The organism is Mesorhizobium helmanticense (genome assembly GCF_003034915.1).
GTDB lineage: Bacteria > Pseudomonadota > Alphaproteobacteria > Rhizobiales > Rhizobiaceae > Mesorhizobium > Mesorhizobium helmanticense.
The window spans coordinates 13,013-30,119 of the sequence record NZ_PZJX01000021.1; the positions used below are offsets into that span (position 1 = coordinate 13,013).

Sequence of the window (17,107 nt, forward strand, 5' to 3'; positions counted from 1 at the left end):
CTTGCTTAACAGGCGCTGAGCGAGTTTGCTGATGCGACAGAATCGGCGGGTGCGCATGGACATTGTCACGATCGAGGCAAAGGGTATATCGGTGTCGGTCGATCTTGCGGTTGGCCACCTCTCCGACATGGCGGTCGACATGGACGGCCGCAGGCTGAAGCCGCTGCATCGCGCGCCCTGGGTCGAGGAGGCGCGCGAGACGCTGCCGCAAGACCTGCCCGAGGGCACCGTCCACCTTTCCGGCGATTTTCTCTGCGCGCCGTTTTCGCGCAGCGATGTCGAGGCAGCACCCTTGCATGGCTGGACGGCGAACAGTCCCTGGGATGTCGTTGCCTCCGGGGCGACGGCCGATGGCTGGCAGGCCACCTTCAGGCTGCGCCGCAAAGTCATGGGAGCCGCGGTCGACAAGATCCTGACCTTGCGCGACGGCCATACCTTTCTCTACCAGGAGCATATCTTTTCCGGCGGTTCGGGCGCGATTTCCGTTGCCCATCATCCGATGACGGCAATGAAGAATGGCGGCAGGCTCGCCTTCTCGCCGAAGCGGCTTGCCGCGACGCCGGACGATCCGCTGGAGCCCGATCCGGCCCGCGGCCGCTTCCGCCTGGCCTACCCCGCCCGTTCAGCCGACCTGACGCGGTTTCCCGCCGCCGATGGCGGCACGCTCGATCTCGGCGACTACCGCATGGACTTCGAGCGCGAGGACTTTCTCACGCTGGTCGAGGCCGACCATGGCGGGCCGGGCTGGACCGCGCTGGCGCGGCATGCCGAGCAGGATCTGGTGCTGGTGCTGAAGAACCCGGCCGAACTGCCGGTCACCATGCTGTGGATCAGCAATGGCGGGCGCGATTACGCGCCCTGGAGCGGCCGTCATCGCGGCGTGCTCGGCATCGAGGATGGGCGCACGGCGCTCGGCCATGCCGCGTCGCTTGGCGACAACTGGCTGAAGCGGGAAGGCGTGGCGACCGCCTTTGCCCTTGCCGAAGGCCGCAGCCTCTCGTTCCGCCATGTCATCGGCGCCTTGCCGCAGTCCCGGGAAGGGTCTCGGAACACAGGCCAGCCGCCGCGCGACATCGCGACTGGACAGGGAAAGATGCGCATCCTGGCTGCTGATGGCACGACGCGGGAAATTGCTTTCAACAGCGATTTCCTGCGGATCGGCCGGTCCGCTCCCGCCTGAATGCGTGGCATAGTTTGAAATTTCCGCGAATTGTCGCCAAGATGCGGCCGAGATTGTCTCACGAATCCAGGTCAGAAAACCCCGATGTCCGAGATCGCCCATCTTGCCGCCACCATCTTCAAGCGCGCCGGCAAGGCGAGCCGCTTTATCGTCGCCATCGCCGGCCCTCCGGGCTCCGGCAAGTCGACATTGTCGGCCAGCCTGCATGATCTGCTGCCCGAGGGTGCCTCGGAAGTCGTGCCGATGGACGGCTTCCACTACGACGACATCGTGCTCGAGCGGCGCGGCCTGCGCGCACGCAAGGGAGCTCCTGAAACCTTTGACTTTGCCGGCTTCGAGACGCTGCTGAAGCGCATCCGCGCCGGCGAGCCGGATATCGCGATTCCCGTGTTCGATCGCAGCATGGAACTGTCGCGCGCCGCCGCTTCGATCGTCGCCACCGGGACCAAGTTCATCCTGGTCGAAGGCAACTATCTCTTGCTTGACGAGGAACCCTGGTCACGGCTGGCGCCTTTGTTCGACTTCTCGATCTTCGTCGATGTGCCGCGCGCCGAGCTCGAACGCCGGCTGCTCGAGCGATGGCACGGTCATGGCCGCTCCGATGAGGATGCCCGCGCCTGGATCGCTTCCAACGACATGCCGAACATCGACCGCGTGCTTGCCCGCCGCCGGCAAGCCGATCTGGTGATCGGCGATCACGCCTAGTTCGCAGAAGGCTCGGGCCGGAACCTTAAGACTTTCAGGCCGTTATGGTTGACACGGCAATTGTGCCCACGAGGGAACCGTCCGATGGCAACCAAGGCAAGGAAGCCTGCGCCCGCCAAGGGCAAGGTAGTTCAATCAAAATCAGTTCAGTCGAAGACGGGCGCCGGTCCCGCGATCGCCGCGCGCTCCAAGGATGCAAAGCCGGTTTTTGGCAAGGCGGCGCCCAAGAAGGTCATGCCAGCGGCCAAGGCAGCTGCAAAATCCGCCCCAAGACCTGCCAAGCCCAAAAAGCCGTCAACCAGCGGCGGCTCCATTGCGGGCAGCGCCATGCGCACGGTCAAGACGACAGCCAATGTTGCCGCCGGCGCCGTTGTCGCCACCGCCAGGGGCGCAGCCTCCCTGGCCGCTTCCGTCATGGGCAAGGGTGGCTCCAAAACCGGGGCCAAGGCAAAATAGGCGGCTACGGCCGGTTTACTCAGGCCCGCGCCGGGATGGTGAGGCCCCTTTGCACCGCCGGCCGGGCAAGGCCGCGCTCCAGCCATGCCGCTACATCGGGAAAATCGTCGAAACCGACGAGTTCCCGCGCCTCATAGAAGCCGATCAGGTTGCGCACCCAGCCGAGCATCGAGATATCGGCGATGGTGTAATCGTCGTCCATGATCCATTTGCGGCCCTTCAGCCTGGTCTCGATCACGCCGATCAGCCGTCGCGACTCATCGCGGTAGCGCTCCAGCGGCCGCTTGTCGGCAATCTCGCGCCCGGCGAATTTGTTGAAAAAGCCGACTTGTCCGAAGATCGGCCCGATCGAGGCCATCTGGAAGAATACCCACTGGATCGTCTCGTAGCGTCGCACCGGGTCGGCGGGGATGAGCTTGCCGGTCTTGTCGGTGAGATAGAACAGGATGGCGCCGGATTCGAACAGGCCGATCGGCTTGCCGCCGGGGCCGTCCGGATCGATCATCGCCGGTATCTTGCCGTTCGGGTTCAGCGACAGGAATTCGGGCGTCCAGCTTTCATTCTTGCCGATATCCACAAAATGCGCCTCGTAGGGCAGGCCGAGTTCCTCCAGCGCAATCGAAATCTTGACGCCGTTCGGAGTCGGAGACGAATAGAGCTGGACGCGGTCGGGGTGGCGGGGCGGCCAGCGCGTGGCGATCGGAAAAGCGGACAGGTCGGTCATCGGAACTCCTGGGCGGGGATTTGCGCCGGGCGGCACGGGCATGGCGAAGGAGAGCTAATACAGCGCCCGGCGCGATCAATATGCATGCGCACAAAAAGTTTCAGCCTGTCGGGATCATGGCACGGTGCCTGCGGTCAGACCGCCTTGAGCGCCAGCACCGCATTGGTGCCGCCGAAGGCGAAGCTGTTGCTGATCGCTGTACGCACCTTGCGCTCGCGCGCCACGTTCGGCGTGATGTCGAGATCGCAATCGGCGTCGGCTTCGCGAAAATTGGCCGTCGGCGGCACGATACCTTCGCGAATCGCCATGACGCAGGCGATCAGTTCCAGCGCGCCCGACGCGCCAAGACAGTGGGCGTGCATCGATTTGGTCGACGAGATGGAAAGCCTGTGGGCATAGTCGCCAAAGACGCGTTTGATCGCCGCCGTCTCGATCTGGTCATTGGCTTTGGTGCCGGTACCATGCGCGTTGAGATAGTCGATATCTTCCGGATTGAGCCCGGCATCGACGAGGCAGAAGCGCATCGCCGCCTCCGGCCCTTCGATGGTCGGCGCGACGATGTCGGACGCATCGCCGGAAAGGCCGGCGCCGGCCACCTCGGCAAGGATTTCGGCGCCGCGCGCCATGGCGTGCTCATAGGTTTCCAGCACCACCATGCCGGCGCCTTCGCCGAGCACCAGGCCCTGGCGATCGGCCGAGAACGGCCGGCACGTGTCGGGCGCCAGCACCCTCAAAGCCTCCCAGCCCTTCAGGATACCCCAGACCAGCGGCGCATCGGTGCCGCCGGCAACCATGATGTCGGCGCGGCCGAGCCTGATCTGGTCGACCGCCGAAGCGATGGCGTGATTGGACGAGGCGCAGGCCGAGGTTATGCCGAAGACCGGGCCGCGCAGGCCGAGATTCATGCTGACATGGCCGGCCGCCGCACCGGGCATCACCTTCGGCACGGTGAAGATGCCGGCGCGGCTCTTTCCTTCGAGCAGGATGGCACGATAGCTCTCTTCGATCGCCTCCCAGCCGCAGACGCCGACGCCGACGATGGTGCCCATCCGGAAGGTATTGGTCTCGTGCGGCGCCAATCCGGCTTGCTGCGCGGCTTCCCGTGCAGCGATCGTCGCCAGGAGGCTGAAGCGGTCCATCGACACCAACTGCTTGCGGTCGATGCCATGCTCGGGCAGCGCCTTGATCTCGCAGCCGACCCTGACCTTGAGGTCATACAGTTCCGAATTGACGATCGGGCCAATGGCCGAGCGGCCGGCGCGCATTTCGCCCCAGATCGCGGACGCATTGGTGCCGAGCCCGCAAATGCCGCCGATACCGGTAATGACGACGCGCTTGTGCATTCGGTCAGGCTTTTTTCGCGATCAGCGCGCGAACCGCCTCGACCATGTCGCCCACATTCTTCAGATTGCTCCAGGCATCGACCGTGTTCATCTCGATCTCGATGCCGTACTCCTCCTCGAGATCGAAGATGATCTCGGTCAGTTCCAGCGAATGGATGCCCAGTGCAGTCAACTCGGTATTGGTGGTGATTTCTTCGCCGCTGGGCTCGGCGTGAGCCTTGATCTTCGAGATGATGTCTGTTGCCAGCTGATCAGCCATTCGGTTTCTTCCCCAACCTTGTCGTTTCCCGACGCCAACTGATCAGCGCCCCTTTGTCCCCGGATTCGGATCGTCGTTGCCTTTTTACCCCATCAGGCGCTGCATGACCGCTCCAAGGAGGCTCCCTCTATAGAAACCGAAACGCTGTCAGGCAACAAGGTATATATCGACAAAGCCGTGCGAGTGCTTAACGTTGGTGTCGTGGATACGATCGAACATGGCCAGACTTCGGTTCTGCCGGCCGCCCAGCGCGTCGCCGGAATGGCGCGGCTTGCCTGCGACAGGAATGGCGGCCGCACGCGCCTGCGGCGCCTCTATCAGGATGGTTCCGCCAAGATCCGCATGCCGGCCGTCTCGGCAGATCCGTTGGAAGCCGTGCTGATCAACACCGCCGGCGGACTGACCGGCGGAGACCGCCTTGGATGGGAGATCGAAGTCGGTGCCGGCGCTTCCGCCACCATAACCACCCAGGCCTGCGAGAAGGTCTATCGGGCGGCATTCGGCCGCGCGGAGGTGAGCGTGAAGCTGAGCGTCGGCGAGCATGGCCGCATTGCCTGGCTGCCGCAGGAGACCATCGTATTTGATCGATCGGCCTTTGCCCGCCGGCTCGATGTGGAACTCGCCGCCGATGCCGAGGCGCTGTTGCTCGAGGCGACCGTCTTCGGCCGCCTCGCCATGGGTGAATGCGCTGCCCAGGGCAGTTTCCATGACCGCTGGCGGGTCAACCAGGCAGGCGTGCTCGTTCATGCCGAGGATTTCCGCATCGGGCCCGGCATTGCGGCCACTCTTGACCGTTCAGCGGTGGCCGGCGGCGCCATCGCCATGGCGACGCTGCTGATGGTCTCGCCGCGCGCCGAGGATTTGCTCGACCCGGCCAGGCAGATCATCGGCGGCGAGGGCGATGCCAGTGCCTGGGGCGTGAGGAAATCTGGCAAGCTTCTTGCGAGGCTGTTCGCTACGGACGGCTACCAGCTCCGTAAGCGGCTGGTTCCGCTCGTTGAATTGCTCAACGGACGGGCGGGCCTGCCCAAATTATGGTCACTCTGATTCCGATTATGCCGTTCTTTGTTGATGTCATCCGGGAAAACGCATGAACCTGACGCCGAGGGAAAAGGACAAGCTGCTCATCGCCATGGCGGCCATCGTGGCGCGCAAGCGGCTCGAACGCGGCGTCAAGCTCAACCATCCGGAGGCGATCGCGCTGATCAGCGACTTCGTCGTCGAGGGCGCCCGCGACGGCCGCCCGGTCGCCGAACTGATGGAGGCCGGCGCCCATGTCGTGACCCGCGCGCAGGTGATGGAAGGCATCGCCGAGATGATCCACGACGTTCAGGTCGAGGCGACGTTTCCCGACGGCACCAAGCTGGTGACCGTGCACGAGCCGATAAGGTGAGGGCCGATAAGGTGAGGAGAGAGAATGCTTGAGCTGCGCCCCAACTGCGAATGCTGCGACAAGGACCTGCCGCCGGAGGCGACGGACGCGCTGATCTGCACCTTCGAATGCACCTTCTGCGCAGAGTGCGTGGAACATGTACTGGGCGGCGTCTGTCCGAACTGCGGCGGCAATTTCGCACCGCGCCCGATCCGCCCGGCAGCGAAGCTGACGAAATATCCCGCCTCGACCAAGCGCGTGCTCAAGGCCGATGGCTGCGGCTCCAGCAAGGCCGCCTGACCGGCATCATCCCTATAACGGAAGGCATACAGATGATCCCCGCAACGATGAAACGCACCACCCTCTCGGCGATCCTGCTTCTGGCTGCGGCGATGCCCGCCTATGCCCATGTCGGCATCGGTACGACATCGTCCTTCACATCTGGCTTCAGCCACCCGCTTTCCGGCCTCGACCACATGACGGTGATGATCGCCGTTGGCCTGTGGGCTGCGCTCAAGGGCGGCAAGGCGGTTCTTGCCTGGCCACTGGCCTTCGTCGGCGTCATGCTGGCCGGCGGCGCGCTTGGCATGGCGCATGTGCCGGTGCCCCTCGTCGAGCCGGGCATATTGGCCTCGGTCGTAGCGCTCGGGCTGCTGGTCGCGCTGGCTGTCGATCTCCCTGTCTCTGCCGGCGTCGCCATCATCGGCATGTTCGCGCTGTTCCACGGCCATGCCCATGGCACCGAGGTGCCCGAAAATGCCGGCGGGCTTGAATATATGGCCGGCTTTGCCGTCGCCACGGCAGCGCTCCATGCCGTCGGCATCGCTGCCGGGCTCGGTCTTGGCGCGCGGTTTCGCAGCCTTGCCCGTGTCGCCGGCGGTGCCTGTGCCGCAGCCGGCGTCGGCCTGGTCTTCGGCGTTCTGTGAGGCTGGCGATGATCCCGGGCGAAATCATAACAGCAGGCGGCGACATCGAGCTGAACAAGGGGCAGCCGACCGTCACCTTGAAAGTGGCCAACAGCGGCGACCGGCCGATCCAGGTCGGCAGCCACTACCATTTCTTCGAAACCAATGAGGGGCTGAAATTCGATCGCGACAGGGCGCGGGGCATGCGTCTCGACATCGCCGCCGGCACGGCCATGCGTTTCGAACCGGGGCAGGAGCGCGACGTCACGCTGGTGCCATTCGGCGGCAAGCGCGAGGTCTACGGATTTCAGCAGAAAATCATGGGCGCCCTGTGAGATCGAGGGACGGCCTAGTTGGATGGCTTGGCCGCGGCGTAGATGACGATCCTTCCCGGATCGTCGAATTCGACGGCGAGAACGTCTTCGGTCGTCACGCGGCGCGAATCGATGGCGTTGAACAGCAGCGCATTCGCCTCGATCTCCTTGCGCAATTCCGCGATGTCGTCCTGATGTTGCTCGACCTTGCTCTCGATCGCCGGCGGCGGGCCGCCTTCCGTGCGTGCGGCGTCGGTCAGGAAAACGATATCGACCTTGTCGAGCTTGGATGTCTTGCGAACCGTGCCGATGTTTTCGCGCGTCCGATCGATCGCGGTAGCGACCTTGCGGGCCTCCACGGCCGTGTTGGTCTCTTCCTGCCTGACCTCGGAGCCGACGATCCGGTCGACGGTATCGGGGCTCTCGAGACTTTGCGCATTGAGCGCTGTGTGAGGGACGCTCGCCGCCAGAAACGCCGCCGCGGCAGTCGCATGAAGCCATTTGGCGTCGGGGAAGGTGGTTATCGCCATGGCTTGCCCTCAGCCCTTTCGAGACTCGTTTTCACGCCAAAAAGTCGAAACGCATCCTCCCCTATGAAGGTTCCCTGCTCGACGCGGCAGGCCGACCTTGTGCCGGCCCGCCACGGCCTGTCGTCAACTCGCTTTCTTGGTGATCAGGGTCAGCGCGCCATCGTTGCTCATGCTGGCGGCGATCACCTGCGCCGAGGTCAGCCCCTTGGCTTCAAGCGCGGACTTGACCTTCGGTGTCGCGTCGATCGAGCTGCGCAGTTTCTGCAGACCTTCGTCGCCGCGCTGGGCGATCACCTGGTTGACCTGCGTCTGCGTGGCCGCGGGCAGTTCCTTGATGTCGACGATGTTGACGCTCTGGATCGTCGGCGCGGCCGGCTGAGCTCCAGGCGCCGCCGGGGCGGGTGCTGCTGGCGGTTGAGCCGGCGCGGGCTGGGCAGGCTGTTGCTGGGCGCTGGCGGCGCTCGCCAGGGCAAGAGTGGCGACTGCCGCGAGAAGTATCGTTTTGCGCATGGATCTTCCTTTCCATCGATTGGCAAACGGTCGGTTTGGGATGACCCGGCCACCTCAAAGGGTAAATGGGATCGCAAGGTGTCGCCGAGCGGGTCATTGCGTGACCATAGGATGGCGACAATGTGGGCCGGGCTTCGACAAACCACATCTTCCGGCCGCATCTTCGGGCCGTATTTCGGGAGCAATTGCTGATGGCTAGAATCACCCGCGCTGCCTATGCCCAGATGTATGGCCCGACGGTCGGTGATAGAGTTCGGCTTGCCGACACCGAATTGTTCATCGAGGTCGAAAAGGATTTCACCCTGCATGGAGAGGAGGTGAAATTCGGCGGCGGCAAGGTGATTCGCGACGGCATGGGCCAGAGCCAGGTGTCGCGTGCGCAAGGCGCGGTCGACACCGTCATCACCAACGCCCTGGTCGTCGATGCCGTGGCCGGCATCGTCAAGGCCGATATCGGCCTCAGGGATGGCCGCATCGCCGCGATAGGCAAGGCCGGCAATCCGGATACGCAGTCGGGCGTCACCATCATCATCGGCCCCGGCACGGAGATCATCGCCGGCGAGGGCAAGATCCTGACCGCCGGCGGCTTCGACGCGCATATCCATTTCATCTGCCCGCAGCAGATCGAGGAAGCGCTGATGTCGGGCATCACCACCATGCTCGGCGGCGGCACCGGCCCGGCGCATGGCACGCTGGCCACCACCTGCACGCCGGGGCCGTGGCACATGGCGCGCATGATCCAGTCCTTCGACGCCTTCCCGATGAACATCGGCCTGTCGGGCAAGGGCAACGCCTCGCTGCCGGCGGCCCTCGAGGAGATGGTGCTGGCCGGCGCCTGCTCGTTGAAGCTGCACGAGGATTGGGGCACGACGCCGGCGGCCATCGACTGCTGCCTGTCGGTCGCCGACGATTATGACGTGCAGGTGATGATCCACACCGACACGCTGAACGAATCGGGTTTTGTCGAAAACACCGTCGCGGCGGTGAAGGGCCGCACCATCCATGCCTTCCACACCGAGGGCGCCGGCGGCGGCCATGCGCCTGACATCATCAAGGTTTGCGGCCTGCCCAACGTCATTCCGTCCTCGACCAATCCGACGCGGCCCTACACCGTCAACACGCTGGCCGAGCATCTCGACATGCTGATGGTCTGCCATCATCTGTCGCCGTCGATCCCCGAGGACATCGCCTTTGCCGAAAGCCGCATCCGCAAGGAAACCATCGCGGCGGAAGACATCCTGCACGACATCGGCGCCTTCTCGATCATCTCGTCGGACAGCCAGGCCATGGGTCGCGTCGGCGAGGTGGCGATCCGCTGCTGGCAGACCGCCGACAAGATGAAGCGCCAGCGTGGTTCGCTGCCGCAGGAGACCGGCGACAACGACAATTTCCGCGTCCGCCGCTACATCGCCAAATACACGATCAATCCGGCCATCGCGCACGGCCTGTCGAAGGAGATCGGCTCGGTGGCGGTGGGAAAACGCGCCGACCTGGTGCTGTGGAACCCGGCGTTCTTCGGCGTCAAGCCGGAAATGGTGCTGGTCGGCGGCTCGATCGCCGCCGCTCCGATGGGCGATCCCAATGCTTCGATCCCGACGCCGCAGCCGATGCATTACCGGCCGATGTTCGGCGCCTATGGCAAGGCGCTGACCAACTCGTCGGTGACCTTCGTCTCCAAGGCTGCTTTAGATTCAGGATTGCAAGTCCGGCTCGGCGTCGACAAGACCATGGTCGCGGTCGAAAACACCCGTGGCGGCATCGGCAAACACTCGATGGTGCTCAACGACGCCACACCGCATGTCGAGGTCGACCCCGAAACCTACGAGGTCCGGGCCGACGGCGAGCTGCTCACCTGCGAGCCGGCCACGGTGCTGCCGATGGCGCAAAGGTACTTTCTGTTCTAGCGCGATGGCGCTAGAACGCCTGATGCAGAACAGGCCGTGATAAATCCATGGAACAGCAGCTCGTTTCTGCCCACGACATTTTCCCGCATATCCGCATTGTCATGGGCATGGTGATCGGTCTCGGCGTTACCCGCCTTCTGTCGGGGCTGGCCCGCATCGTCCAGCATCCCGGCCAGTACCGGATCTACTCCGTGCATCTGGCCTGGGTCGCATCCATGCTGTTGTTGCTGGTGCATTTCTGGTGGTGGGAGTTCGGCCTCTACACCCTCGAGACCTGGACCTTCGGCAAATACCTGTTCATCATCTTCTACGCCGTCATCCTGTTCATGCTGTGCGCGCTGCTGTTCCCGGACTCCATGCTCGACTACACCAGCTACGAGGATTTCTTCTATTCGCGCCGCGCCTGGTTCTTCGGTCTGCTGGCGACGACCTATCTTCTCGACGTCATCGACACGCTGCTGAAAGGGCCTGAGCATTTCGCTCATTTCGGCATTGAATACCTGATCCGAACGCCGGTTTTCGTCGTGCTCTGCATTGCCGCGATCCTGCTGCGCGACCGCCGCTTTCACATCGCCTTTGTCGCCGGCACGCTGATCTACCAGGTATCGTTCATCCTGCGGCTCTTCGACACGATCGCTTGAGCCCCGTTGGGCCGACGGTCAGGATGGTCTAGGTTCCCACGGAAAGGCAGATTTACATGAAGCTCGACATCCGCACCGACTTCACCAAATTCCCGCGCGCCATCTCCGTGCTGACCGCCAGCGAGGCCGGAACGACCGCATCCTATGATCGTGTCGTGCTTGCCCATGACGAGCGGCATCTGCGCCGCCGCGCCATCCAAACGTCAGGCGGCGACAAGGTGCTGGTCGACCTGCCCGAGCCGGTTGCCTTGGGCGACCGCGATCGGCTGGTGCTCGAGGATGGCCGCCATGTCGAGATCATCGCCGCCGAGGAACCACTCTACGACATCCGCGCCTTGAGCGCTGTCCATCTCACCGAGCTCGCCTGGCATATCGGCAACCGTCACCTTGCAGCAAACATCGGGACGAACCGCATCCTCATCCTGCGCGACCATGTCATCAAGGCGATGCTGGAAGGGCTGGGCGCCACGGTCACCGATGTCCTGGAACCGTTCGTGCCGGTGCGCGGCGCCTATTCCGGCCATGGTCATGCCCATGCCGAGGCGCACAGCCATGCCGAAGCGCATTCGCATGCCCATGGCGAGTCGCATTCTCATTCGCACAGCCATTCGCATGACCATCACCATGACTGACCAGCCTTCGGGCATCGCCCTGTTGCGGCTGATGGCGTGGCTGTCGCCGGCTTTTCCGGTTGGCGGCTTTTCCTACAGCCATGGCCTCGAACGCACGGTGCATGACGGGTTGGTGGCCGACGGCGAAAGCCTTGCTGCGTGGCTGGAGACGCTGGTCGAGATGGGCTCGGGCTGGAACGACGCGGTGCTGTTCGCCGAAAGCTGGCGGCGCGCCCGCGAGGGCGGCGATCTCGACGGGATCGCCGCAGTTGCCGAGGCCCTGGCCGGCTCGCGTGAGCGCCACACCGAGACAATGCTGCAAGGCGCGGCTTTCCTAAAGGCGGCCTCGGCCTGGCCGTGCCACGTGCTGGAACGTCTGCCGGCCGAATGCCCCTATTGCGTCGCTGTCGGCGCGGTGGCCGGCGGCAACGGCATCGCCTTGCCTGACGCGCTGTCGGCCTTCCTGCAGGCCTTCTTCTCCAATCTCGTCCAAGCCGCGATCAGGCTCGGCGTCGTCGGCCAGACGGAAGCCGTGGCGCTGCTCGCCGGCTTCGAGCCGCTGGCGTTGGAAACGGCATCCCGCGCCTCCAATTCGACGCTTGACGATCTCGGCGGCTGCGCCTTCGTCTCCGATATCATGGCGATGAAGCACGAAACCCAGTATTCCCGGCTGTTCCGCTCATGATCGTGCTTGCCTTCATTCTTTCCCTCGTCCTGCTTTTGATCACCACGCTGCATGTCTATTGGGGCATCGGCGGCATCTGGCCAGGCAGGGACGCTGCCTCCTGCGCCCACGCGGTGGTCGGCTTTCGCGGCGTCGACGAGATGCCGGCGCCCTTCGCCTGTTTTGCCGTCGCCGCTTGCCTCGGCCTGGCGACGCTATGGCCGATGGCGCTCGAAGGCGTCTTTGCCACACCCTTTCCCAAGGCCGGGCTTGCCGCCGCCTCACTGCTCATTGCGCTGGTTTTCCTCGGCCGCGGCATTGCCGGCTTCACGCCCTGGTGGCGGCGGCTGGCGTCCGAACAGCCTTTCGCGCGCCTCGATGTCAGCTATTATTCGCCGCTCTGCCTGTTGATCGGGGCAGGCTTCGCCGTTCTTGCCATCACGGGGTTTTCCGCATGACACAGACCAATGGTCCTCTTCGCATCGGCATCGGCGGCCCCGTCGGCTCCGGCAAGACGACGCTCACCGAGAAGCTCTGCAAGGCGTTGCGCGACGAGTTTTCCATCGCCGTCGTCACCAACGACATCTACACCAGGGAAGACGCCATGATGCTGGCCAGGCTGCAGGCGCTACCGGAGGACCGCATCGTCGGCGTCGAGACCGGCGGCTGCCCGCACACCGCCATCCGCGAAGATGCCTCGATCAATCTACAGGCGATCGCCGAGATGAACCGGAAGTTCCCGGATCTCGACATCGTTTTCATCGAATCCGGCGGCGACAATCTCGCCGCCACCTTCTCGCCCGATCTCGCCGACCTGACGCTCTATGTCATCTCGGTCTGCCAGGGCGAGGAGATCCCGCGCAAGGGCGGTCCGGCGATCACGCGCTCCGATTTCCTGGTCATCAACAAGAGCGATCTCGCGCCCTATGTGAACGTCAATCTCGATGTCATGGAGGCCGATGCCGCCCGCATGCGCGGCAAGCGGCCATTCGGCTTTACCGACCTGTCGCGCGGCAAGGGCTTGCAGGAGGTGATCGATTTCATCGTCGAACAGGGCGGGCTGCGGGTCGGCGCCGCCACAAGCACCGCCGCGTAAGCACCGACGCTCGCCTGCACCAAACGAAACCGGTTGCACGACTGTCCGGCGCGCGGCATCCTTCATTCTTTGACGGAGGTTTTCAATGAGCATCGCCCGCCTGCAGAAGGAACCGTTGACCAACCTGCCCTTCTACGAGGAGCGCGTCGATCTTGCTTGCGCCTTCCGCTGGACTGCGCGGCTCAACATGCATGAGGCGGTGGCCAATCACTTCTCGCTGGCCGTCAACGAACACGGCTCGCAATTCCTGATGAATCCCAACCAGGTGCATTTCTCGCGCATCAAGGCGAGCGACCTGCTTTTGATCGACGCCAACGATCCCGACACGCAGTCCGGCCCCAATGCGCCCGACCCGACGGCGTGGGGCCTGCATGGCGCCATCCATCGCAATGTACGCCATGCGCGCTGCGTCATGCATGTGCACTCGATCCACGCCACCGTGCTCGCCTCGCTCGCCGACTCGACCTTGCCGCCAATCGACCAGAACTCGGCGATCTTCTTCAATCGCCATGTCGTCGACGGCCATTATGGCGGACTGGCCTTCGAGGAGGAAGGCGAGCGCTGCTCGCAGCTGCTCGTCGATCCCAAGGTCAAGGTGATGGTCATGGGCAATCACGGCGTGCTGGTCATCGGCGACAGCGTCGCCGACACTTTCAACCGCATGTTCTATTTCGAGCGCGCCGCCGAGACCTACATCAAGGCGCTGTGGACCGGCCGGCCACTGCGCGTGCTTTCCGACGAGATCGCCGAAAAAGCGGCGCGCGAGCAGGAAGACTATCCAGGCCAGGCCGAAAGGCACCTTTCGGAGCTGAAAGCGATTCTCGACGAGCAGGAGCCGGTCTACCGGAACTGACTATTTAAGCCCCAGTTGAGCTCGCAATTCCTCGGCGCTGTTGATGACGATGGCGCCGGGCGGTCCTTCCATCGGCGCCTCCGGCCAGAACATCGTCTTCATCCCTGCCGCCAGCCCGGCCATGGCGCCTGTCCGGCTGTCGTCAACCGCAACCGCTTGCGTGGGATCGACGCCGGCCAGCCAGGCGGCGCGCAGGAACGGCTCGGGGTGCGGCTTGCCCTCGCGCACATCGTTGCGGCTGATGGTTTTCATGCCGGGATAGGAAAGGCCGACCGCCCGCAGATTGGCGTCGACGATCAGCCGGTCGGAATTGGACACCACCGCCTGTTCCACGCCAAGCGCGTGCAGTTCGTTGAAGATCTCGATCGCGCCGGGACGCGGCACCAGCGTCTCGGCCATCGGCAGGTAGTGATCGTATTTGCGCACGATCCAGTCGTCGAACGGCAGGTCGAGACCGAACTCCTCGCGCAGCATCTCATAGACCGGCCATGCCGCGACACCGAGCACCCGCTGATGCAGGTTGTTTGGGGGCGGGATGCCGACACTGTGCAGCGCCGCCACCAAGGCCGCCTCGTGCAGCGGCTCGCTATCGACCAGCGTTCCGTCCATGTCCCAGAAAACCGCTTTTGGTGTCATGCGAGAATCCCTCTTTCGATCCCCATAACGGGTTTGCATCGGGAGATAAACCGTTGAGCCCGTCTATCCTCGATGTCGACGGGGCGATTGCCTCGTTGAACGATGCAAGCAATTGCTCTGGCGATAGACAATTGCGCACGGGGCAATTCCCTGCAAGACTATGGCATCTGTCCTGTGATGGGTGGAGGCGGGAGGGCTGAAGTTGAATTCGCGGCAGGAAGGCAGCAGCAGGCTGGACGACGCGGCGCGCGCCGGCTGGCTCTACTATGTTGCCGGCAACACGCAGGACCAGATCGCCGCCACGCTCGGCATTTCCAGGCAGACCGCGCAACGGCTGGTGTCGCTGGCGGTGTCGGAAGGCTTGATCAAGGTGCGGGTCGATCATCCGATCGCCAATTGCCTCGATCTCGCCGCACGGTTGAAATTGCGCTTCGCTCTCGACCTGGTCGAGGTGGTGCCGAGCGATCCCGCTTCGTCCTCGACCACCATCGGCATCGCCGAGGCGGCGGCCGCCGAGATCGAGCGGCGGCTGAGGTCACCGGAGCCGATCGTCATGGCCATCGGCACCGGCCGCACGCTGAAGGCGGCGATCGAGCAGCTGCCGCCGATGGAATGCCCGCAGCACAAGGTGGTGTCGCTGACCGGCAACATCTCGCCCGACGGTTCGGCCGCCTTCTACAACGTCATCTTCACCATGGCCGACCGGGTCAAGGCGCGCTCCTTCCCGATGCCGCTGCCGGTCATCGCCTCCTCGCCGGAGGAACGCGAGATGCTGCTCAACCAGCCGATGATCCAGCCGACATTGGCGCTTGCGGCGGAGGCCGACGTCACCTTCGTCGGCATCGGCGATCTCGGCCCCAGGGCGCCGCTTTACGAGGACGGCTTCATTTCCGAGAGCGAGCTGAAGGCGCTGCAAAAGGCAGGCGGTGTCGCCGAAATCGTCGGCTGGGTGTTCGACCGCGAAGGCCGGATGATCGAGGGCATCACCAATGAACGGGTGTCGTCGGCGGCATTGCCGTCGCGCGAAAAGTCGCTGGTGATCGCGCTCGCCATGGGCGAGCGCAAACTGCCGGGCATCCTTGCGGCGGTGAACCGGCGGCTGGTCAACGGCCTCATCACGGATGAGAAAACCGCCGCTGCCCTGCTGGCGGCGGGCTGATTTCCGATAAGCCCTAGCAAGGCTACTGGCGCGGGCCGTATGGATCGTTGCCGTCGAGAAAACCCATGTCGCGTTGCAGATGCGGCGGCAGTTCCCTGATGTCGAGATAGGTCCGTTTCCGCGCTACGTGCCGTGCAAATCCGCGCACCAACCGCGAAAACCAGCCGTGGCCTGGAGTGAGAAGCAGTTTTTCCTGGACCGTGGTCATGATCGTCAGCCTTCGCTATGAGGGATCGTCGACCACGAATATCGGCTTGGCGGCGCCTTGCCGCCAATCAAACGTCGATTACGGCCCATAAGGAGTCCTTATGCCCGAGCTCAATTCACGGCAGATCTCACAGCTCCCGCCGCTCGCCGCGATCCGGGTGTTCGAGGCGGTGGCGCGGCATCTGTCCTTCACCAAGGCAGCCGAGGAGCTCGGCATGACGCAGGCGGCGGCAAGCTACCAGATCAAGCTTTTGGAAGAGCGTGTCGGCGCGCCTTTGTTCCTGCGCCGCCCCAAGCAGATCGTCTTGACCGAGGCGGGGCAACGGCTGGCGCCGTCGGTCAGCGAGGCCTTCGCTCTGTTGAGCGGCGCCTATGCCGCCGCGCGCAGCGGCGCCGACGGCGTGCTGTGCGTTTCGACGCTGCTGACCTTTGCCTCCAACTGGCTGGCCCGGCATCTCGGCTCTTTCCAGGTCGCGCATCCGTCGCTGGCAGTGCGCCTCGACACCTCGAATCGCCTTGTCGATTTCGCCCGCGAGGACATCGATATCGCCATCCGCTCCGGCGGCGGCACCTGGCCGGGCGTCGAGGTGCACAAGCTTTTCAATGCGGATTTCACGCCGGTTCTGAGCCCGGCGCTGGCGGCCAGCATCGGCGGTGTCAAGGAGCCGGCCGACCTGCTGCGCCTGCCGATCCTCGATCCCGGCGACATCTGGTGGCGGGACTGGTTTGTCGCCGCCGGCCTGCCGGTCGAGGAGCTGGCAAAGCGCCCCGGCACCAGCATGGGCGCGCAGGCCTATGAGGCGAACGCCGCCATCGCCGGCCAGGGCGTGGCGATCGTGACCAGAGCGCTGTTCAAGGCCGAGCTCGCCGATGGCCGCCTGATCCAGCCTTTCGACCTGGTCGGCGACGATGGCCACGCCTATTGGCTGGTCTATCCCCAGGCGCGGCGCAACGTGCCGAAGATCCGGGCCTTCCGCGACTGGATCCTGGCCGAGATCGCCCGGCAACAGGCAGGCTAAATCAAACAGATAGAGATGA

Annotated in this window: 24 protein-coding genes; 17 read left to right on the forward strand and 7 right to left on the reverse strand. The window is 64.2% G+C overall.

Annotated features, from left to right (window positions below; genetic code table 11):
- Nucleotides 1-55: 55 nt before the first annotated feature.
- The 3 genes from C9427_RS09255 to C9427_RS09265 all read left to right on the forward strand — a co-directional run bounded on the left by C9427_RS09255 (nt 56) and on the right by C9427_RS09265 (nt 2,341).
- Nucleotides 56-1,180: a hypothetical protein gene (locus tag C9427_RS09255; protein ID WP_107648841.1), complete on the forward strand. Its 1,125-nt coding sequence runs from the start codon at nt 56-58 to the stop codon at nt 1,178-1,180.
- Between the two features lie 84 nt (nt 1,181-1,264).
- The gene (locus C9427_RS09260) at nt 1,265-1,885 is read left to right on the forward strand and encodes a nucleoside triphosphate hydrolase (protein WP_107648843.1); all 621 of its coding nucleotides are present in this window, start codon (nt 1,265-1,267) and stop codon (nt 1,883-1,885) included.
- An 84-nt stretch (nt 1,886-1,969) separates the two neighbouring features.
- Nucleotides 1,970-2,341 (forward strand): hypothetical protein, encoded by a 372-nt coding sequence (locus tag C9427_RS09265; RefSeq protein WP_107648844.1) that lies wholly within the window; start codon nt 1,970-1,972, stop codon nt 2,339-2,341.
- A 19-nt stretch (nt 2,342-2,360) separates the two neighbouring features.
- Here C9427_RS09265 and C9427_RS09270 read toward each other — a convergent pair whose 3' ends face one another.
- The 3 genes from C9427_RS09270 to C9427_RS09280 form a co-directional block, all read right to left on the reverse strand.
- A complete protein-coding gene (locus C9427_RS09270; RefSeq protein WP_107648846.1) occupies nt 2,361-3,065 on the reverse strand; it encodes a glutathione S-transferase family protein in 705 nt (234 codons plus the stop codon).
- A gap of 134 nt (nt 3,066-3,199) precedes the next feature.
- Entirely contained in the window at nt 3,200-4,408 is a 1,209-nt protein-coding gene (locus C9427_RS09275) for a beta-ketoacyl-[acyl-carrier-protein] synthase family protein (protein WP_107648847.1), read from the reverse strand.
- A gap of 4 nt (nt 4,409-4,412) precedes the next feature.
- Nucleotides 4,413-4,667, reverse strand: coding sequence for an acyl carrier protein (locus C9427_RS09280; protein WP_097571760.1), 255 nt, complete (start codon nt 4,665-4,667; stop codon nt 4,413-4,415).
- Nucleotides 4,668-4,928: 261 nt separating this feature from the next.
- On the opposite strand from C9427_RS09280, the gene C9427_RS09285 reads away from it, so the two are divergent.
- Genes C9427_RS09285 through C9427_RS09305 form a run of 5 tightly spaced genes read left to right on the forward strand, consistent with a single transcriptional unit; the run spans nt 4,929 to nt 7,279 of the window.
- The gene (locus C9427_RS09285; RefSeq protein WP_107648913.1) at nt 4,929-5,714 is read left to right on the forward strand and encodes an urease accessory protein UreD; all 786 of its coding nucleotides are present in this window, start codon (nt 4,929-4,931) and stop codon (nt 5,712-5,714) included.
- 43 nt (nt 5,715-5,757) lie between these two features.
- Nucleotides 5,758-6,060, forward strand: coding sequence for an urease subunit gamma (locus C9427_RS09290; RefSeq protein ID WP_006325996.1), 303 nt, complete (start codon nt 5,758-5,760; stop codon nt 6,058-6,060).
- A 24-nt stretch (nt 6,061-6,084) separates the two neighbouring features.
- Nucleotides 6,085-6,339 (forward strand): DUF1272 domain-containing protein, encoded by a 255-nt coding sequence (locus C9427_RS09295; RefSeq protein WP_107648848.1) that lies wholly within the window; start codon nt 6,085-6,087, stop codon nt 6,337-6,339.
- A gap of 32 nt (nt 6,340-6,371) precedes the next feature.
- Entirely contained in the window at nt 6,372-6,965 is a 594-nt protein-coding gene (locus tag C9427_RS09300; RefSeq protein WP_107648849.1) for a HupE/UreJ family protein, read from the forward strand.
- Nucleotides 6,966-6,973: 8 nt separating this feature from the next.
- On the forward strand, nt 6,974-7,279 hold the full coding sequence (locus tag C9427_RS09305; RefSeq protein WP_107648851.1) for an urease subunit beta: 306 nt from the start codon (nt 6,974-6,976) through the stop codon (nt 7,277-7,279).
- Nucleotides 7,280-7,293: 14 nt separating this feature from the next.
- Here C9427_RS09305 and C9427_RS09310 read toward each other — a convergent pair whose 3' ends face one another.
- Nucleotides 7,294-7,788, reverse strand: a complete 495-nt coding sequence (locus C9427_RS09310; RefSeq protein ID WP_107648852.1) for a hypothetical protein — start codon at nt 7,786-7,788, stop codon at nt 7,294-7,296.
- A 123-nt stretch (nt 7,789-7,911) separates the two neighbouring features.
- Nucleotides 7,912-8,298, reverse strand: a complete 387-nt coding sequence (locus tag C9427_RS09315; protein ID WP_107648854.1) for a hypothetical protein — start codon at nt 8,296-8,298, stop codon at nt 7,912-7,914.
- A gap of 191 nt (nt 8,299-8,489) precedes the next feature.
- Here C9427_RS09315 and ureC point away from each other — a divergent pair, with 191 nt between their 5' ends.
- The 7 genes from ureC to C9427_RS09350 all read left to right on the forward strand — a co-directional run bounded on the left by ureC (nt 8,490) and on the right by C9427_RS09350 (nt 14,067).
- Nucleotides 8,490-10,202, forward strand: coding sequence for an urease subunit alpha (gene ureC, locus C9427_RS09320; RefSeq protein ID WP_107648856.1), 1,713 nt, complete (start codon nt 8,490-8,492; stop codon nt 10,200-10,202).
- Between the two features lie 47 nt (nt 10,203-10,249).
- Complete coding sequence (locus tag C9427_RS09325; protein ID WP_107648857.1) at nt 10,250-10,843, forward strand: hypothetical protein; 594 nt, start codon at nt 10,250-10,252, stop codon at nt 10,841-10,843.
- A gap of 56 nt (nt 10,844-10,899) precedes the next feature.
- Nucleotides 10,900-11,475 carry an urease accessory protein UreE gene (locus C9427_RS09330; RefSeq protein ID WP_107648858.1) on the forward strand — a complete coding sequence of 192 codons (576 nt, stop codon included), beginning with the start codon at nt 10,900-10,902 and terminating at the stop codon, nt 11,473-11,475.
- The gene (locus tag C9427_RS09335) at nt 11,468-12,139 is read left to right on the forward strand and encodes an urease accessory protein UreF (protein ID WP_167434294.1); all 672 of its coding nucleotides are present in this window, start codon (nt 11,468-11,470) and stop codon (nt 12,137-12,139) included. Before C9427_RS09330 ends, C9427_RS09335 begins: the two co-directional genes overlap by 8 nt.
- Nucleotides 12,136-12,576 (forward strand): DUF3995 domain-containing protein, encoded by a 441-nt coding sequence (locus C9427_RS09340; protein ID WP_107648861.1) that lies wholly within the window; start codon nt 12,136-12,138, stop codon nt 12,574-12,576. The genes C9427_RS09335 and C9427_RS09340 overlap by 4 nt, the downstream gene beginning before the upstream one ends.
- Nucleotides 12,573-13,214 (forward strand): urease accessory protein UreG, encoded by a 642-nt coding sequence (ureG, locus tag C9427_RS09345; protein WP_097571772.1) that lies wholly within the window; start codon nt 12,573-12,575, stop codon nt 13,212-13,214. Before C9427_RS09340 ends, ureG begins: the two co-directional genes overlap by 4 nt.
- A gap of 85 nt (nt 13,215-13,299) precedes the next feature.
- Nucleotides 13,300-14,067 carry a class II aldolase and adducin N-terminal domain-containing protein gene (locus C9427_RS09350; RefSeq protein WP_107648862.1) on the forward strand — a complete coding sequence of 256 codons (768 nt, stop codon included), beginning with the start codon at nt 13,300-13,302 and terminating at the stop codon, nt 14,065-14,067.
- On the opposite strand, the gene C9427_RS09355 is transcribed toward C9427_RS09350, so the two are convergent.
- Nucleotides 14,068-14,703, reverse strand: coding sequence for an HAD family hydrolase (locus tag C9427_RS09355; protein WP_107648863.1), 636 nt, complete (start codon nt 14,701-14,703; stop codon nt 14,068-14,070).
- A 202-nt stretch (nt 14,704-14,905) separates the two neighbouring features.
- Here C9427_RS09355 and C9427_RS09360 point away from each other — a divergent pair, with 202 nt between their 5' ends.
- Entirely contained in the window at nt 14,906-15,862 is a 957-nt protein-coding gene (locus tag C9427_RS09360; RefSeq protein WP_107648914.1) for a sugar-binding transcriptional regulator, read from the forward strand.
- 22 nt (nt 15,863-15,884) lie between these two features.
- Here the strand turns inward: C9427_RS09360 and C9427_RS09365 are convergent, their stop codons facing one another.
- Nucleotides 15,885-16,070, reverse strand: a complete 186-nt coding sequence (locus tag C9427_RS09365) for a hypothetical protein (RefSeq protein WP_097571775.1) — start codon at nt 16,068-16,070, stop codon at nt 15,885-15,887.
- Nucleotides 16,071-16,170: 100 nt separating this feature from the next.
- Here C9427_RS09365 and gcvA point away from each other — a divergent pair, with 100 nt between their 5' ends.
- Nucleotides 16,171-17,088: a transcriptional regulator GcvA gene (gene gcvA, locus C9427_RS09370; protein WP_107648865.1), complete on the forward strand. Its 918-nt coding sequence runs from the start codon at nt 16,171-16,173 to the stop codon at nt 17,086-17,088.
- Nucleotides 17,089-17,107 lie beyond the last annotated feature (19 nt).

Coding starts and splice junctions, on each gene's coding strand:
- C9427_RS09255 (WP_107648841.1), top strand. CDS start 56: ATGGACATTGTCACGATCGAGGCAAAGGGTATATCGGTGTCGGTCGAT.
- C9427_RS09260 (WP_107648843.1), top strand. CDS start 1,265: ATGTCCGAGATCGCCCATCTTGCCGCCACCATCTTCAAGCGCGCCGGC.
- C9427_RS09265 (WP_107648844.1), top strand. CDS start 1,970: ATGGCAACCAAGGCAAGGAAGCCTGCGCCCGCCAAGGGCAAGGTAGTT.
- C9427_RS09270 (WP_107648846.1), bottom strand. CDS start 3,065: ATGACCGACCTGTCCGCTTTTCCGATCGCCACGCGCTGGCCGCCCCGC.
- C9427_RS09275 (WP_107648847.1), bottom strand. CDS start 4,408: ATGCACAAGCGCGTCGTCATTACCGGTATCGGCGGCATTTGCGGGCTC.
- C9427_RS09280 (WP_097571760.1), bottom strand. CDS start 4,667: ATGGCTGATCAGCTGGCAACAGACATCATCTCGAAGATCAAGGCTCAC.
- C9427_RS09285 (WP_107648913.1), top strand. CDS start 4,929: ATGGCGCGGCTTGCCTGCGACAGGAATGGCGGCCGCACGCGCCTGCGG.
- C9427_RS09290 (WP_006325996.1), top strand. CDS start 5,758: ATGAACCTGACGCCGAGGGAAAAGGACAAGCTGCTCATCGCCATGGCG.
- C9427_RS09295 (WP_107648848.1), top strand. CDS start 6,085: ATGCTTGAGCTGCGCCCCAACTGCGAATGCTGCGACAAGGACCTGCCG.
- C9427_RS09300 (WP_107648849.1), top strand. CDS start 6,372: ATGATCCCCGCAACGATGAAACGCACCACCCTCTCGGCGATCCTGCTT.
- C9427_RS09305 (WP_107648851.1), top strand. CDS start 6,974: ATGATCCCGGGCGAAATCATAACAGCAGGCGGCGACATCGAGCTGAAC.
- C9427_RS09310 (WP_107648852.1), bottom strand. CDS start 7,788: ATGGCGATAACCACCTTCCCCGACGCCAAATGGCTTCATGCGACTGCC.
- C9427_RS09315 (WP_107648854.1), bottom strand. CDS start 8,298: ATGCGCAAAACGATACTTCTCGCGGCAGTCGCCACTCTTGCCCTGGCG.
- ureC (WP_107648856.1), top strand. CDS start 8,490: ATGGCTAGAATCACCCGCGCTGCCTATGCCCAGATGTATGGCCCGACG.
- C9427_RS09325 (WP_107648857.1), top strand. CDS start 10,250: ATGGAACAGCAGCTCGTTTCTGCCCACGACATTTTCCCGCATATCCGC.
- C9427_RS09330 (WP_107648858.1), top strand. CDS start 10,900: ATGAAGCTCGACATCCGCACCGACTTCACCAAATTCCCGCGCGCCATC.
- C9427_RS09335 (WP_167434294.1), top strand. CDS start 11,468: ATGACTGACCAGCCTTCGGGCATCGCCCTGTTGCGGCTGATGGCGTGG.
- C9427_RS09340 (WP_107648861.1), top strand. CDS start 12,136: ATGATCGTGCTTGCCTTCATTCTTTCCCTCGTCCTGCTTTTGATCACC.
- ureG (WP_097571772.1), top strand. CDS start 12,573: ATGACACAGACCAATGGTCCTCTTCGCATCGGCATCGGCGGCCCCGTC.
- C9427_RS09350 (WP_107648862.1), top strand. CDS start 13,300: ATGAGCATCGCCCGCCTGCAGAAGGAACCGTTGACCAACCTGCCCTTC.
- C9427_RS09355 (WP_107648863.1), bottom strand. CDS start 14,703: ATGACACCAAAAGCGGTTTTCTGGGACATGGACGGAACGCTGGTCGAT.
- C9427_RS09365 (WP_097571775.1), bottom strand. CDS start 16,070: ATGACCACGGTCCAGGAAAAACTGCTTCTCACTCCAGGCCACGGCTGG.
- gcvA (WP_107648865.1), top strand. CDS start 16,171: ATGCCCGAGCTCAATTCACGGCAGATCTCACAGCTCCCGCCGCTCGCC.